This is a genomic window from Ignavibacteriota bacterium (assembly GCA_016713565.1).
Classification (GTDB): Bacteria; Bacteroidota; Ignavibacteria; order Ignavibacteriales; family Melioribacteraceae.
Genome location: JADJOX010000007.1, coordinates 1,529,212 through 1,545,990 on the forward strand (window position 1 = coordinate 1,529,212; position 16,779 = coordinate 1,545,990).

Annotated in this window: 12 protein-coding genes; 9 read left to right on the forward strand and 3 right to left on the reverse strand. The window is 28.0% G+C overall.

Annotated features, from left to right (window positions below; translation table 11 throughout):
• The first annotated feature begins 2 nt into the window (after positions 1–2).
• Positions 3–1,241, forward strand: a complete 1,239-nt coding sequence (locus tag IPK06_14030; GenBank protein MBK7981095.1) for a sugar MFS transporter — start codon at positions 3–5, stop codon at positions 1,239–1,241.
• A 368-nt stretch (positions 1,242–1,609) separates the two neighbouring features.
• Here IPK06_14030 and IPK06_14035 read toward each other — a convergent pair whose 3' ends face one another.
• A complete protein-coding gene (locus tag IPK06_14035; protein ID MBK7981096.1) occupies positions 1,610–2,032 on the reverse strand; it encodes a hypothetical protein in 423 nt (140 codons plus the stop codon).
• Between the two features lie 306 nt (positions 2,033–2,338).
• Between IPK06_14035 and IPK06_14040 the strand changes: the two genes are divergently transcribed.
• The gene (locus IPK06_14040; protein MBK7981097.1) at positions 2,339–3,148 is read left to right on the forward strand and encodes a DUF3800 domain-containing protein; all 810 of its coding nucleotides are present in this window, start codon (positions 2,339–2,341) and stop codon (positions 3,146–3,148) included.
• Positions 3,149–3,596: 448 nt separating this feature from the next.
• Here the strand turns inward: IPK06_14040 and IPK06_14045 are convergent, their stop codons facing one another.
• Entirely contained in the window at positions 3,597–4,670 is a 1,074-nt protein-coding gene (locus IPK06_14045; GenBank protein ID MBK7981098.1) for a beta-lactamase family protein, read from the reverse strand.
• A gap of 487 nt (positions 4,671–5,157) precedes the next feature.
• Here IPK06_14045 and IPK06_14050 point away from each other — a divergent pair, with 487 nt between their 5' ends.
• The 7 genes from IPK06_14050 (at position 5,158) to IPK06_14080 (ending at position 15,072) form a co-directional block, all read left to right on the forward strand.
• Complete coding sequence (locus tag IPK06_14050) at positions 5,158–6,075, forward strand: methyltransferase domain-containing protein (protein MBK7981099.1); 918 nt, start codon at positions 5,158–5,160, stop codon at positions 6,073–6,075.
• A 569-nt stretch (positions 6,076–6,644) separates the two neighbouring features.
• Complete coding sequence (locus tag IPK06_14055; protein ID MBK7981100.1) at positions 6,645–7,172, forward strand: hypothetical protein; 528 nt, start codon at positions 6,645–6,647, stop codon at positions 7,170–7,172.
• A 71-nt stretch (positions 7,173–7,243) separates the two neighbouring features.
• Entirely contained in the window at positions 7,244–10,147 is a 2,904-nt protein-coding gene (locus tag IPK06_14060) for a tetratricopeptide repeat protein (GenBank protein MBK7981101.1), read from the forward strand.
• 60 nt (positions 10,148–10,207) lie between these two features.
• The gene (locus IPK06_14065) at positions 10,208–11,605 is read left to right on the forward strand and encodes a glycosyltransferase (GenBank protein ID MBK7981102.1); all 1,398 of its coding nucleotides are present in this window, start codon (positions 10,208–10,210) and stop codon (positions 11,603–11,605) included.
• An 11-nt stretch (positions 11,606–11,616) separates the two neighbouring features.
• Positions 11,617–11,925, forward strand: a complete 309-nt coding sequence (locus IPK06_14070; GenBank protein MBK7981103.1) for a hypothetical protein — start codon at positions 11,617–11,619, stop codon at positions 11,923–11,925.
• A gap of 214 nt (positions 11,926–12,139) precedes the next feature.
• Positions 12,140–13,813 (forward strand): beta-galactosidase trimerization domain-containing protein, encoded by a 1,674-nt coding sequence (locus IPK06_14075; GenBank protein ID MBK7981104.1) that lies wholly within the window; start codon positions 12,140–12,142, stop codon positions 13,811–13,813.
• A gap of 23 nt (positions 13,814–13,836) precedes the next feature.
• A complete protein-coding gene (locus tag IPK06_14080; GenBank protein MBK7981105.1) occupies positions 13,837–15,072 on the forward strand; it encodes a hypothetical protein in 1,236 nt (411 codons plus the stop codon).
• Positions 15,073–15,078: 6 nt separating this feature from the next.
• On the opposite strand, the gene IPK06_14085 is transcribed toward IPK06_14080, so the two are convergent.
• Complete coding sequence (locus IPK06_14085) at positions 15,079–16,773, reverse strand: glycoside hydrolase family 9 protein (protein MBK7981106.1); 1,695 nt, start codon at positions 16,771–16,773, stop codon at positions 15,079–15,081.
• Positions 16,774–16,779 lie beyond the last annotated feature (6 nt).

The following is a 16,779-nucleotide window of genomic DNA, read 5'->3' on the forward strand; positions in this document are numbered from 1 at the left end:
AAATGGAAACACCGGAAAAAAAGGGAAATAATCTTAAAATAGCATTTGCGTTAATGACATCTCTTTTTTTTATATGGGGCGCAATTGTATCGTTAAATGATATTTTAATTCCGCATTTCAAAGGATTGTTTCATATGAATTATACGGAAACAATGCTTATACAGTTTAGCTTTTTCGGTGCATATTTTTTAATGTCGGTTCCGGCAAGTATTATTATTGGAAAAATCGGTTATAAATATGGTATTGTGTCGGGACTAATTATAGTTGGTTTTGGCTGTTTAATATTTATACCGGCTTCGTGGATAATTTCTTATCCGTTATTTCTTTTGGGTTTATTTACAATGGCAACGGGTAATGTTTTTTTGCAAGTAGTTGCAAATCCTTATGTTTCAATACTGGGACCATCACAAACTGCTTCAAGCAGACTTAATTTAGCGCAAGGGATTAATTCACTTGCAACAACATTGTCTCCATACATAGGTGCATTTTTAATTTTAGGAAATTATTCTACAATAGTGGAAGAAGCTGCTGCCGTTCAAACTCCATATATAGGCTTAGCACTTTTTTCATTTTTAGTTGCGGGAATATTTTCCTTTGTTAAACTGCCAACGGTTATAAAAGATAAGGGAAATGTTGTAAAAGGGAATGTCCTTAAATTCAGACAATTACGTTTAGGCGTTATTGCTCTTGCATTATATGTTGGTGCTGAAGTTTCAATAGGTAGTTTTATTGTTAATTTTTTGGGTGAACCATATATCGCGGGATTAGAAGAAAAGACCGCAGCTACATATATTCCATTTTATTGGGGCGGACTTATGGTTGGCAGGTTTGTAGGTTCGGCAATTCTGCAAAAGATAAGCGCACAAAGAGTTTTACTGGTTGCCGCTGTAATGTCATTTATTTTGGTTGGTGTTACAATAATGACCGATGGTTTTGTTTCAATGTGGGCAATGCTGGCGGTCGGTCTTTTTAATTCAATTATGTGGTCTAATATATTTGCCATGGCAATTGATGGTTTAGGAGAATATACGACAAAAGCTTCGGGAATTTTGGTAATGGCTCCCGTTGGCGGAGCAATATTCCCTTTGCTTCAAGGTGTTCTTGCCGATATGCCTGGTGTCGGTATTCATCTTTCTTATATTCTTCCGCTGATGTGTTATTTATTCATAATCTTTTACGCGGTCAATGGATATAAAGCCGGAAAGAATGAGATTCTAATAGTTAAAAATCAAATAGTTTAATTAATAATATTATATATTAAATAATAATTTATTGCTAAGTAATATCAAAATTATATATGACTTAAAATGATTTATTAGTTAATAACTTTATATATATTTTTAATAATATTTAAATTGCTTCTGATCACCGCAAGATTATGTATTTTCAATTATTGAAATTATCATTTCAAAAACTATTTGTTAATAATTATTATAACCTTTCATTTTTGAATATTTTGATATGTTATTTTAGTTAATAACTTATAAATCTAAAATATTTGTTAAGTTAGATTTAACTTGGTAAATTAAATTAAAAATGTAATTTATAATGAAATTTGTTTTCACGTCAAAAGATTCTAACGTTTTGGGTAAAACAAACAGTAATATTCCTAACTGGTTAATATATTTTTTAATTTTTCATGCGCAGGAAGAATATATGCCGCAACTCCTAATAAAACAAAAGGAATCATGGCGTCAACGGACAACCATTCTTCTAAAATATAATGTCCAACTTCCAGAAAAATAAAATAAAAAACCCAGATAACAATAAAAACGAGTCTATATTTTGTTAAAAATAAACCCATACCAATTAATATTTCTATGTATGGAATTATTGTAAGAGCAATATTATAAATTATTGAAGGTAATTGAATTCTAAGACTATCTTTTGTAAATAACAGTAAATAGTAATCGTGAAAAGAACCGTGGCTACAAAATTTACTAATGCCTGCTATAATCAATGTAACCATCATACAAAATCGTAACAAAAGCTCAGCATTTTTTAACGTTTTTAATTCAATATAATTTTGCACAACATTCCTTTATTTACAAAACTACAAATTATTATCTAAAATAACTTAAATAAATAAATTTAATAATTTATTTTTTAAAATATTCAGGTACAATACCTAAGTAGAAAGCCTGCAAATATTGTGGCATACAGTAGTATCTCTTATGTCCCATAAGAACACATCATTTTAATTCTGTTGTTTTAATGTTCACAACTTCAAATTAAAAAGATATGTATAAAGTGTCAATAAATAATTATAAAATTATATATTTTTTTAACATAAAGTTAATTTTATAGTTTTAAATATAAATCAGTAATTTTGTAGTTAATGATTAATGATGAATTAAATAAAAGGTATTTCTTTATTGATGAAAGTGGTGACCCCAATTTCTTTGCGAAAAGAAAAAAATTATTAGTTGGTACCACTGGTTACCAACCTTTACTTTTAATTGGTATGATAGCTGCTGAACAAAGGAAAACTCTTAGAAAGTCAATTTTAACTCTCAAAGAAGAAATTGAAGCTGATCCGCTTTATAACACTTTGCATTCTATAAAGCCTGGTTGGTTTTTTCATGCAATTGAAGATCATCCAGATATTAGATCAAAATTTATAAATCATATTAGAAATCTTGAAAACTTTAAAACATATATTGTAATTGGTCGCAAAGATTTAAATCGTTTCCAAACTTCACATCATTCAAATCCTTCAGAATTTTATTTTGATTTGTTATATCACCTAGTTAAAGATCGCTTAAATAATAGAGAATTTCACTATCAGATCTTTCTTGCAAAAAGACAAGAAACCAAAATGGCAAATTTTTCTCAAGCCGTTGCTCGTGCAATTGAACGTGATAATGCGCGCAGAAATGTTTCAATTGATATTTCATACCAATGCGATATAGTGCTTTCAAATCATTATCCCGAAATGAGCATTATTGACTATATGTTATGGGCACTGCAGAGATATATTAGGTTTGATGAGAAACGTTTTTATAATGCTTTAATAGATAAATATAATTTAATTATTGATCTCTATGATACTGCAAATTATACAACACGTGGCGGTGGAAGAACCAATTATTATTCTAAAAGAAATATTTTTGATAAGGATAAAGCTTCTGATTTTGGTTTAAACTAAAAATTCCAAAAATTCTCTTACACCCGTGTTTTTTCAAACAACCTCCGCCATTGGGCGAGTTATGGTAATAAGACAACTTTTGGAACTGTTTCAAATATAGGAAATAATTCTTGTTATGCCAAATTTCATTGATGAAATGATAAAAATATATTTCATCTTCCAGATCAATTTATACAAACTCTTTTAAGTATTTCGTTATCTACCACTCGTGGAATTCTTGCGGCTAAAACAGAAGGTACAATTCTGAAGAATGTTTATCTTCCAGTATTAAATCCAACACAATTTAAATCTACATAGCTGCTGAGAGAAACGTAAATTGACTTAATTATCTAATCATTGCAAAATAAGTCTCATATTTAACCATAGGTTAAAATTTCTCCATATGGTAATGTTCTTTTTCATTACCAAATATTTTAAATAATATTTTACATAGCCAATATTTATTTATTCAATTCATCATTAAAGCAAGTTCCGCAATTTGTCTTGTTACTTGTGTAGGCGAATTACAATCACAATTCGTTAAACCAATTACATAAATATCTTCACTTGGAATATATACACTCATTGATTTGAATCCAAAAATACTTCCGCCATGTTCGTTTGTCGGAACACCATTAATTTCCTTAATATGCCACGCATAACCGTAATTTATCTTTTCAACGTTGTTTAAGTTATAATTCTTAAATATTTTTTCAGTCGTTTGTTTTGAGATTAAAAGATTATTCCTTATTGCTTGCTGCCACTTAAACATATCTTCGGCATTTGACATTAATGATCCCGAGGAATAAGGAATGGTAAAACTAATGTAAGTACAATTTATATATCCGTTTTTGTCTTGATATCCGGAGGCTCTGTTTTTAATAATCTTTTTATGACTGGCACAAATTGAAGATTCCATTCCAATCTTTTGAAATATATTCTGTTCAATATAATCACCATAAGATTTGCCCGTTAACAATTCAATTATATACCCCAATATTACATAACCGGAATTGTTATACTTAAATTGCTCTCCCGGTTTAAAATCCATCGGCTCATTTTTAAAGAAATCTATTAACTCAACGGGAGTCAGATCTTTTTTTGATATTTCGTTAATTGATTTCATATCGGTAAAACTGCAAATGCCCGAAGTATGAGTAAGCAAATGATGAATAGTAATTTTGTTACCGTTTGTAGGATAATCAGGAATGAATTTAGTGATTTCATCATCCAATTTTAATTTACCTTGTTCATATAACATCAAAATTGCCATTGCGGTAAATTGCTTAGTAATAGATCCTATTTCAAAAACACTTTCCACTTTCATTGACGAGTTTATTTCAATATCAGCTAAACCGAAAGCCTTTTGATAAATTATCTTTCCTTTTTTAGAAATTAAAAAAACGGCGCCGGGATCATTTGGTTTATACTTTTCTTCAAGCAGGCTATCGATTTTCGAATTAAGAGTTTGTGAATAAGTAAGTGTATTTAACCGAACGAAAAACAAAAATATAACAATCATTTGTAAATATATTTTCTTCATTTTTTTCCTTTCCCAAAATAAATCATGATTCAATATAATGTAAACTAAAGTGAAATTGTCTTTCAAAAGTTAAGACTGTAAAGAATAGAAAAGGTTACAAAGATTTAAAAAAGTTTTTAATAGAAAACGAACACTATATATATTTTTATATAAAATAAACAATTTAAATTCACAATTTTTGATTTTTAATATGCAATTTTTTTATACCCTCGGTCAACTATATTATTTATTTAATTAAAAAGTGTCAAGGATTTGGTCAAACATTTTTTGAATCGACTGATTTAAATATATACTATAAGCATTGATCAATTAATTATAATAGTAATAGTTTCAATAATTTGTTAATTTAATAATATATTCATGCTTTTAATAAAAATCAGTTATTGACTCTATTGGGAACCCGAATGAAAAATTGTGTTTTAAAAATAATATTCATTTCATGTAACATAAGCAATGGTGATATGATAAAAATTAGAATGGAGCTAAAATGTTTAAATATAATTTCATTTATCCAATTTTATATAAATTATTTGACACAAATTCATTAACAAGAAAAAGTTACAGATATTTAGGCAATAAAATAGGGGAAAGGACAAAAACAAATTTAGGATTAACAAAAAATTATTTAAGTCAAGGCCGCAAAATAAACTTTTTATTTCATAAATATTGTAAAGTTGAAGAGAATGATAATTTACTTGAATTGGGAACAGGATGGCTGCATTGGTACGCGACATTTTTCAGAATATTTAATAATGTTAAAATTGATTTATTTGACGTTTGGGATAATAGAAAAATAAATACATTTAAAAAAGTGATGAAACAATTAACATTTGAATTAACAACAGAGGAAAATGAAAAATTAGTTAATAAAAATATTCTCAATATTCTTTCTGAAGTAAATTCATTTGATGAAGTATATAATATTTTGGACTATAATTATATTATCAATCCGAATGGTTCCTTAAGAGGTCTAAAAAATGATTATTACAAAATCATATTTAGTTGTGCTGTTTTTGAACATATTGATAGAAAAATATTGAAAGAATATTTCAAACAGATGAATAGAATTTTAATACCGGGTGGGTACTTAGTACATATTATAGATATGGGAGATCACTATCATTATAAAGATAAGAATAAAACTCATTTTAAAAATTATTTAAATATTTCAAATGTATTTTGGAAAAACTACTATGAAAATTCAATATTTTATATAAACAGAGTGCAGGTTTCAGAATGGAAAAAGTATTTTTTTGATTCAGGTTTTGACTTGGTTTGTGAAGAAATGTTTTATGTTAATATTGATAATTTAGAAATACATAAAGACTTTATAAATTATGATAAAGACGATCTTAGTTGTCATCAATATGTTTCTGTTTTTAAAAAATATAAAAATTTAAAATAATTTATTTATCTAAAAATCAATAATTGTGATGTTATATTAAGTAATTTTTAAATTTTTCGAATAAAATTCAATAAAATAACTTCCACATGAATAATTAGTTTAAGTACAAAGTTTTATTCATAGGTCAATTTTTTTTGAGACTTTAAAATATTCAAGAACAACTTTTATTTTAATACTTTTTGATCGAATATTATGAATTTTATAAGACTTAAAACACTCGGTATATATTTTGAATTTTGATACCAATTTTATGATAATATAGAGTGAATGGGGTATATAATATTACAACCAAGTATGTAAAGTAAAAAAATAGTTTTGTTATCAAATAAAACATTTTTACATTTTTTTTTGATTTGAATCACATTGATATTATCTTAAAACTGCTACATTTGACTATTTAATAAGATTTCAAGTCTAATTTATATTTGTTATATAACATTTTTTATTTGTTTTAAGTATTATATAATATTAAATTAGACAATATGTCTTATAAAAGATTTTTATATCTTTTATATCGATATAAAAAATTAAATACATTTAAATTTTAAATGTATTATTTAAGGGGGAAATTGAATAGCTTCAATTCGAATAATTATGATGTTAAAAGCCTAATTTTAATTGGACCCAAAAACTCCGGGAAGACTAGAGAAACAATAAATTATGCTCTTAAAAATATAAAAGAAGAAAGATGTATTTACTACACTTCATCAAATAAAAATAATTTAATAGAAAGAATTTCATCTATTGGTACAAGCGAAAATTGGCAGCAACTAAATAATCTTTTCATATATGAAGCCCCTAAAATAAATTACAATTCAAGCAGTATTGAAGATAAAAACTTGATGCATATTTTGTTAGGTATTTTTAAGCCAATTGAAAATATTAAACCAAATAAAATTGTTCTTGACGAAATAACGCCTTTTTTAAATTTTTCAGATTTAGATTTATTAGAAAAGGTATCAAAAAAAATATCTTTATTCCTGAATTATTATAAAATAAAAGCTCTTTTTACATTAAGCGAGCCAGTATCACAAAGAGCAAAATTAATAAGCGAAATTGTTAAAAAAGAATTTTCTGAATCATATTATTTAACTTAAAAATTTCTTCTTTCTAAATTATAAATTAATCACTGGTTAGATGAGACTCTTAGTGGAAAGAATTATCATTTATGACAAAAGCACATTATTTTGGGCTTTATAAAATAGCAGCAATTATCTGTATTTCATATTCTAGTTTATTTGGGCAACAATCTTCAGAACTACTTCAGAAAGAAGCTGAGAGGCATTTCCAAGCAGGAAGATTTGGGGAAGCCATTAATATGTTGAATGAAATTATTGAGCAAAATTCCCAATCATTTGATGCCTATGTGCTTCGTGCACATTGTTATGAAAAAAGGTCGCAATTAAAATTTTCCGTTGAAGATTTACGAAAAGCTGTAAAGATTAAGCCAAGTGAATATAGTGTAAATAATGAATTAATTGAGATTGAAAAAAAATGGAATTTAGAAATAGATAATGATATTAGTAAACTTGAAAAAGAATTATCGGTAAGACCAAACAACTTTAATAAGTTGCCAATTTTAGCAGAACTATATGTTGATAAAGGCAATATTGAAAAATCTCTCTTATTATATAGAAAGTATATTGATTCATCTGAACCTTCTACACAAATAATAATCAGATATGGTGAATTATTAGCCCAATCAAATAAAATAAAATTAGGTGAAAAAGAATTTGAGGAGTTTTCTAAAAAATATCCTTATGATGAAAAGATCAATCTTAAGTATGGATATTTCAATCTTTGGCTAGGCAATTTTAATAAAGCCGAAACAATATTTACCCAAATATTAAAAAATAATCCAAATCTAAAAGATGCACAAGATGGTTTCAAACAATCCAAATCGAAAGGCTACTTTGGATCTCAAAATATTTCATCTCAACAAATTGCTAAAACAAAGAATGTTAATGTAACTGATAATAAAATTGAAAATTATAAATCCAAATTAATAGCTAATTCGAAAGACTATAAAACGCGATTAGAAATGGCAGATGAATTAATTAAAGTAAAAAGATATGAAGAGGCATTTGATCAATTTCAAATTGTCGTAAGTGATACGATTGCAATTCCCAAATTCAGTATTTATAGAAAAGCACTTATTGAAAAAAGAGATAGTGTTTTTAGCCTCATTACTGAAGATTATAAATCAAAACTAAGCATAAATCCAAGGCAAAAAGAATTAACTTCACGGTTAGCAGATTATTATGCGATGATGAATGATTATAAGAATGCTAGACAGGTACTTTCAAATTATTTTAACTTATCGGATGTTGAGGATGGTGATGATCTTAGATTTAGATATGCCAAATATTCTTCCTGGCAAGGAGAATTTGAAGAAGCTTCTAATCAATTAGATTATCTATTACTCCAAGATCCAGCTAATCTGAAGTATCAAGAATTTAAAGCTCAAATACTCGTTTGGAGTAATTCTCATTTGGATTTGGCAGAACGATATTTAGAAAATAATATTAAAGCAGGTAATCAAAGTATTGAAGTAATTTTATCAATGGCAACACTATACATACAAAATAATCATATTACTAACGCAGAAAAATATATTGAGTGGGCAAAATCAATTGATCCGCAAAATAAAGAGTTGAAAAATGTAGAGAAACTTTATATTGAATATCAAAAGACCTTAAATGAAAAAATAATATATTCTTTAATTGAAGATGGAAGAAAATTTGCTCAAAAAGGTGAATTTGAAAATGCTATTCTAAAGTTTGAGGAATATTTTTCAGCGACAAATCCCACAGAATCTGAATTGCTTGAATATGCAGATCTTCAATTTAGAGTCAATAATATTAAAAAATCAATTGAAGTGTATGATAATATTCTAAAAGATCATTATAGTTATGATGTTGCCAAATTGAAAGCTAAAAATATTTTATGGAATAAAAACTACAAAGAAGCTATCTCAGATTTTCAAAAATTATCAATTCAAAATCCAGATGATTATGAGTGTAAAGTATTGCTCGGAGACGCGTATCAAAACTTAAAACAGTTTAATATGGCAAATTCTATTTATACTGAAGTGCTGCAAAATACTAACGAAGAAAAAATACTTAAAATGATAAGTGATAGAATGGAATTTATGCCACAGACAGGTTTTACAAGTTTATTTTCAGATTTTCCGAGTCCAATTGGTTTCGCGCCATCAGTCATTCATTACTCTGATAATCAAGATTTTAGTCTGAATAATATTGGCGGTAGACTTGAAGTTGGAATAGCAAAAATACTTTACGGCGGAGTATCATACTCTGATATAAATCTTTTTTCTTCAATACTAAAGAGAAAGTTTGTAACCTTTAAGGGTAATTTGTTTTTAAAAATATTTGAGGAATTACAATTAAGTGGAAGCATAGGAGCAATAAATTCACTATATCAACCCCGAAGAAGCACAAGTACAGCAATGTTGACATTTGGGGATAATATTATTTATTCGACCCAAATTAATTTTGAACATTCAGACGCGGCATTAGTATTGAACTCACCATATTTGCTCGAAATTCGTAAAAATGTAAATATTTATAAATTTTCCGGTTTTTTTGAACCTAGTAAAAAATTAAGGCTATCCGGATATTTTCAATACATCACTATTACGGATGGTAATGTTGGTAATGATTTCAAGCTACGAGTTGGAAGTCAATTACTAGACGAAACATTTTTTGGATATGAGTCACGTTATACAAATTATAAATATGATTCACCGTTTGTTCCATATAGCAATATGACTCAAAGGCTCTATTATTCACCGCAAAATTTGGATACTCATAGTTTATGGGCGGAATGGAAACATGATCAAACAAATAATTTGAAAATAACACTTGGAGCTGAAATTGGATATATACCTAACTATAATACAATACTTCGTGAGATAGAGGGAAAAATAGATTATAATCCTTATAGCAGATTAATTCTAAATTTAGAAGTTACAGTCGGTAGTTCATACAGATATTCATCTAGTTACAACTATTTTTCAGGCGCTTTAACTTTATTTTGGCGAGTTTACTAAGCGTTACTTGAATTCATTTTATTTTTTAATTGGACAATTAGTCCCAAAACAATTCAAATTATGATTGATAAAAAAAGTAAAAAAAATATTGTGTTTTCCAACATTGGAATAACAAATCAAAACGTTAATAGAGCAGAAGGAATGCTTAGGTTATCATACAGGACATTTTTTATTTCCATGTTGCTGACATTAATTATTTATTATACATTTCCGTATGTTAAAATGTCAGCTGGTGGTTTTTTAGTTTACTCTTCTATTGTTGCGTTAGTGGGCTTTCTTTCAATCCTTCTTATTAGATATTTCGGAATTTTAATTACAAGTTTTCTTTTTGTAACAAAATATACATTGACGCAAACCAAAGATTATAATCCATTTGTTTCTATAATAGTTCCCGTATATAACGAGGCTACGATCATACAGGATTCAATTAAATCACTTCTTCAGCTTAATTATAATAATTATGAAATAATAATTGTAAATGACGGTTCAAGTGATGATACTATTGAAAAGTGTAATCAATTAGTAGGAGTGCATTCCGGAATAAATTCAAAAGTGATGGTAAGTTTAATAAATAAACCAAACGGTGGAAAAGCAAGCGCGCTTAATACTGGGATACAGTTTTCAAAAGCTGATTTTGTTTTGTGTATGGATGGAGATACTCATATCGATCCAAATACATTAAAAGTCAGTATGAGGCACTTTAAAAATGAAAAGTTAGGTGCAGTTGCGGGTAATGTAAAAATATTAAACCGAAATAAAATTTTAACCGATTTGCAGTCGCTTGAATACATTGAAGGTTTGAATATGCTTCGAAGTTCACAAAGTTACTTAGGCATAATAAATATTATACCAGGCCCAGTAGGAATTTTTAGAAAATCAGCTATCATACAAGCCGGGTGGTATTCTAATGATACATTTGCGGAAGATGCAGATTTGACCTTAAAATTAAGAATTGCCGGATGGGAAGTTATATATGAGATGAATGCCATTGGTTATACTGAGGCTCCTGAAAGTATTTATCAATTACTTAAACAAAGATATCGATGGACCAGAGGCATACTTCAATCAATAAGAAAATATAAAAGATTTCTATATAATCCTTTCCTAAATTTTAGCAGTTCTGTAATACTATGGTCTATGTTTTATGAAGCTATAGTTTGGCCTACAATGAATATTTTTGCACATTTATTTTTCATGTCAGTGGCAATAATTTTCGGCATGTCTAGCTTAATACCACTTTGGTGGGCAATAATAGCGGTTCTAGATATTATTTCGGCAATTTATTGTATTGCCGTTGAAGCTGAAGAGCTAAGGCTGATTCCCTATGCTATAATTTATAGAATATTTTTCATTTTTCTAATTGATATAACAAAAGCTGCCGCGACAATTGAAGAATTTCTAGGCATGCGTATGACATGGAGTAAACTTGATAGAATTGGTACTTTAAAATCTAACTAAAAGGAAAACTTATGGAATTAATACCGGTATTTGCATTTATTGTGCTTGTTGCATCAATTGCAACATTTATTTTTTCAATTGCAGCATACATTCTCTATAAAATTAGAGAAAGAAAGGGAAGGTTTAATATGCAAACTCACCCCAAAGCGTTTCAAGCTGAATTAGTAGCACCAAATTATTTTTATCTTCCGGAAAATGGAGACTTTGATAATAAGAAATTTACGTCAAACAATCCCGGAGGAAATAGTAATAAAGAACATATTAATGCTGAATCTAAAAGCTTTGATCAAAACAATGGGAATGAATTAGTTTGGAGATAACAGCTAAAAAGAATATTCGTATAAATTTAATCTCACTAATTTTTATTGGCTCGGGATCCATATTTATTTTGATTTTTTCTATCTATTTGCTTTTGTTAAATATTTATGGACGTTTTGAACTTTTGGATATTATTGATTCAGTTAAACGAATGGATTTTTTCAAAGCGATTCAAATTATTCAGCTGCAATTTTACTTTCTGAGTATAGTAAATCATTGCTTAATGATGAAAGTAACTGGTATGAAAATAATATTAAAACATGGCAAAAGTTTGCAGAATCGTCCGGGATTATCTTAGATGTAATTGGAGATGAAACAATTGAAAATGGAGATTTTAAAAAATACAACTTGATTATATTATCATCGGCAAAAGCTTTAAGCAATACTGAAATAATTAGAATAAAACAATATTTAGAAAATGGCGGGAATATTTTTGCGACTAATTCTACCGCAACATTTGATAGAGAAGGTAAATGGAGAGGCTGGAAATTTTTCAATGAAGTTTTTGGTATAAAATTTATAAACGAATTTTCTTCTATTGAAAAAACAAGAAAGCAAACATTTAGAGGTAATATTCCTATAACCGCAGGAATTCCTTCCGGATTTTCTTTAAGAATTGCCACTTGGGACAACCCAATGGCTTGTAAAGTTCTGGAACCTAGAACTCAGCCGATTAGTTTTTGGAATAATTTTAGGTCAGATAATCATTTTGTTACTGAAAACACAGAAGAGATGGCAGGTTCAGTTTTTGGCAATTATGGTAAAGGCAGATTTGTTTGGATGGGATTCGATATAAATTCAGTTCATGGTGAACAAGAAGAATATATAATGTTTGACAAATTTTTTAATAACATAATTAGCTGGCTTAATAAAAAACCAATAATTTTTGTAAAAGATTGGCCGGGAAATTATAAAGCAGCGTCAGTCATTAACGTAAATGTAAATAGCGATCTATCAAATAAAGATAATATATTAAAATACATAGACAAAGAATCTTTGCCAATGACTTTTTATATTGATTCTGAAATCGCAAAGCAAAATGTCCTTCAAGTAAAAATGTTATCCCAAAATGGAGAACTAGGAGCTTTAGTCCCGCTTGGGAATTTAGTTTCTGCCAACAATATTGTTTATCACCTAGATGATTATAATAAACAATATGAACAATTAAAAAATTCAAAAGCTATTTTAGAAAAAATAATAGAACGTCCTATAAATAACGCAATGCCTTTATATGGAATGTATGATGAGAATACAGTACATGCGCTAATTGCGGCTGGTTATAAAACTTTGGTGAGTGATTCTTTATTTAATAAGTCAGTTCCGAATTCTCTAATTAAAGGTAACAAGCAAATAATAACATTTAATAAAACAGCTTACACATCCAGTGAAATAAATTCTAATTTTGGAATTAATAATCTTGAATATCAATTATCTACATATAAAGATGATATTGATAGAGTTATATTTGAAGGGGGATTATACAATCTGAATATACAATCCAATATATTATCAACTAATGATTATTCGGTAATTTTAAATGATTTGTTTAAATATTTAAAAAGTAAAAATATTTGGTTAGCCAAAAGTGATGAAATAAGAAATTGGTGGATTGCTAAAAACTCAATTGAAGTAGGAATTAATGAAATAAGTAAACGTAGAATTTCATTTTTAATTACCAATCCCAGTGATTTTGTTATAAATGACCTTATAATTCAAATAGACATTAATAAATCAATAAAGAATCTTGAAATAACTTCAGAAATAATCGGCACAAAAATTCCCGAATTCGTTTTTGATAAAGATAATAAAAGAATTCACCTTAAATTAAAAGACCTAAAAGCAGGTGAATCAAATTCATATTTTATTGATTTTGATGAGCTTGCGATTTAATTAATTTTTGCAAAGACAAAAAAATGAATATAAAAAATAAACTTGTTTACTTTTTTTTAGCTTTTATAATTAGCAAATGTGTTAATCCGGTTGACGGTCCTCCGCCTGATGAAACTAAACCGATTATTACAATTTTTTCACCAACTTCAAATGATACGATTTTTGTTGGACAAACACCAATATACTATGAAGCTATTGATGATAATGGTGTAGAATATTATGAGCTATTCGTAAATGATTCTTTAGTTAAAACATATGAACAAATACCCAATGCGCCAAACACAAGTATTTTTTTAGAGCTTGATAAAAACAAAATTAGCGAAAGAATATCATATTATATAAAAGTTATTGATATATCCGGTAACGAAACAACAACCGAAAAAGAAACAAATATTTTAATTAGTGAAGAAAGGTTACCGCCCAAACCGCCAACTAATTTAATTTTGAATAGATTATCAAATAGAATTTACAATCTATATTGGGTTGATCAATCAAATAACGAATTGTTTTTTGAACTTTGGCGTAAAGCAGATACAAGTTCCTTTATTCATATTAAAGATTTACCGAAAAATTCTGTCAGTACAAATGATACAATTGAATCGTCACTTTTAACATATACTTATATTGTGAAAGCTACAAATACTTCCGGAAGTACCGAATCAAACGTAGTCTCAACAATACCAGATGCAGCTAGTGAAATAAATCATCCTACCAATCTCAGAGCGACTGCTTATGGTACGTCCAGGATTAAATTGATTTGGAAAGATAATTCAAATAATGAGCTTGCCTTTAAAATTGAAAGAAAAATTTCAAGTAGTACTCAATATGTAGAAGTTGGTTTGGCAAATGCCAATGATACAATATTTGTTGATACTGCAGGATTATTTCCTTCAACCGAATACACATATCGTATTTTAGCAATTAGCCAATTTGGATTATCAAATTACTCTAATACTGTTACAGTCGCTACGTTAATTCATGATATAAATCCTCCTGCAAATTTTACATCAAACTATAATAGTGATGATAATACCGTTAAATTAAATTGGATTGATAATAGCATCTTTGATATAGAAACAAGAATTGAAAGAAGCGGCATTGATAAGAAATTTGTAGAGATAGGGATTGCGGGAGCAAATAAAACAAGCTATCAAGATTCAGCAGTGACACGTGGTACTATATATTTTTACAGAATCAGGTCATATACAATAGATGGATATTATTCTGAGTATACTGAAGAAGTTAAAGTTGAATTATAATTTTATTTATCGGTTTGAATAAAAAGCGAAAACAAAAACAGCTGTGGCGTTTGCCGTAATTGTGGGTTCATTTGTAATATAATCCATTCTATCGTCTTGATAAATGACTTCATCAGTCTGAAATGCTTCATACGGATCATTAGAATTCTCCAATATAATATTATATTGGGATAATTTAACTTTACTTATCGGCCCTGCCGAAAGCGCTCCGGGTAATTTCCCATTATTGAAGTATGCAATTTGTGAATGAAAATGTTTTGTAAATTTACTTCCGATATTATAAATAAAACTTATTCCCCATGGATTTTTACCTAAAATATAATCCCGCTGTTTAATTGCAAGATCGTTAAAAGTGAAATCATTTGTAATGTTTTGCCAAAGTATTGTTTGAAGAGCTACGCCTAAATTTGTGTTATTCGTGCCCCAAGCATCGTTAATGACCTCTCCCAAAATATTTTTATTGGATAATTCTCTAAAATGTTTAAGATTTGAAAAAATATATTTCTTAAAAGACGAATCAATTTTTGCTAAACGGAAATGAGCAAATGAATTTATATCACCCCAGCTCCACCAAAAATCAGAGGCTGCTTCATTAGCATATTTTTTTGCATCTACAAGATAATTATTTTTATGAGTCGACAAATAAAGTTCAATAGCGGATAGTGATAATTTTCCAAGATATTTAGAATCCTCATAATGTCCTGTTGGAGTCCGATAAATATCTGGCGATTTGGGGTTTAAAGAATAGAATTTTTCCGCAATATCTAAACAAGTATTCGCAAAATCATTTTCATCCGGAAATTCGTTGAAAATTCTATACGCTAATGCTAAAGCGGAGGAATATATTCCAATTAAATTTTTTCCAATTCCTAAATAGGCAGGGCGGTTATTAATTAAGGGGTCGTTTTCAGGTAGTCTCCATCCTACACGTTGATCTTGTAAATCCTGGACCTGTGTTACTAGATATTGATCATTATAGTTTGCCTTAATTAACCAATTAATTCCTATTTTAGCTTCATCTAATATATCCGGTAATCCATTATTATTTTGATCTTTACTAAATTTAGAGTTATCAAAATCATAAGAAAACAGCAATGTATAAGATGTATAAGCAATTGTATTTAAGAATTTTAAATAGTCTCCAGCATCATGCCATCCTCCAGTAAGGTCATTCTTTCCATCTAATTCAATTCCGTTTAATATTAATTTTGTTGCGTCATAATAATGGCAAAATTCATGGAGATAAGGCTCATTAAAGCCGCATCGCTGTATTTTGAAAAATGTCAATAATGAATCAACTAAATTATTATAAATATAATTGTTAATCGAAAAAGTGTATGATTTTGTTCCATTTATTTCAATATAATATTTACCCGCTGATTTAATTTTTGAAAAATCAATTTTATAACAATTTTTAAATTTTCCATATGATCCGATTGGCGATTTTAAATTATCAGTTATAATATTATCGCCTGTGTAAAAATTATTTACCGTAAATTTGGTATTATCAATTTTGCTGTTTGTGAATATTATTGCTTGCTTTTTATCGGAAGGCAAATAACCCAATTGGTTTGCACGGATATAAATTTCTTGCGCAAATAGTGAATAATCAATAACCAGAATAAAAATTAGAAAGAATATTTTAATAAAATTATTATATTCATTTTGAGTAATATTAACTAAAAAATGTACGTATTTCATTAAGAA

Coding starts and splice junctions, on each gene's coding strand:
- IPK06_14030 (MBK7981095.1), top strand. CDS start 3: ATGGAAACACCGGAAAAAAAGGGAAATAATCTTAAAATAGCATTTGCG.
- IPK06_14040 (MBK7981097.1), top strand. CDS start 2,339: ATGATTAATGATGAATTAAATAAAAGGTATTTCTTTATTGATGAAAGT.
- IPK06_14045 (MBK7981098.1), bottom strand. CDS start 4,670: ATGAAGAAAATATATTTACAAATGATTGTTATATTTTTGTTTTTCGTT.
- IPK06_14050 (MBK7981099.1), top strand. CDS start 5,158: ATGTTTAAATATAATTTCATTTATCCAATTTTATATAAATTATTTGAC.
- IPK06_14060 (MBK7981101.1), top strand. CDS start 7,244: ATGACAAAAGCACATTATTTTGGGCTTTATAAAATAGCAGCAATTATC.
- IPK06_14065 (MBK7981102.1), top strand. CDS start 10,208: ATGATTGATAAAAAAAGTAAAAAAAATATTGTGTTTTCCAACATTGGA.
- IPK06_14070 (MBK7981103.1), top strand. CDS start 11,617: ATGGAATTAATACCGGTATTTGCATTTATTGTGCTTGTTGCATCAATT.
- IPK06_14080 (MBK7981105.1), top strand. CDS start 13,837: ATGAATATAAAAAATAAACTTGTTTACTTTTTTTTAGCTTTTATAATT.
- IPK06_14085 (MBK7981106.1), bottom strand. CDS start 16,773: ATGAAATACGTACATTTTTTAGTTAATATTACTCAAAATGAATATAAT.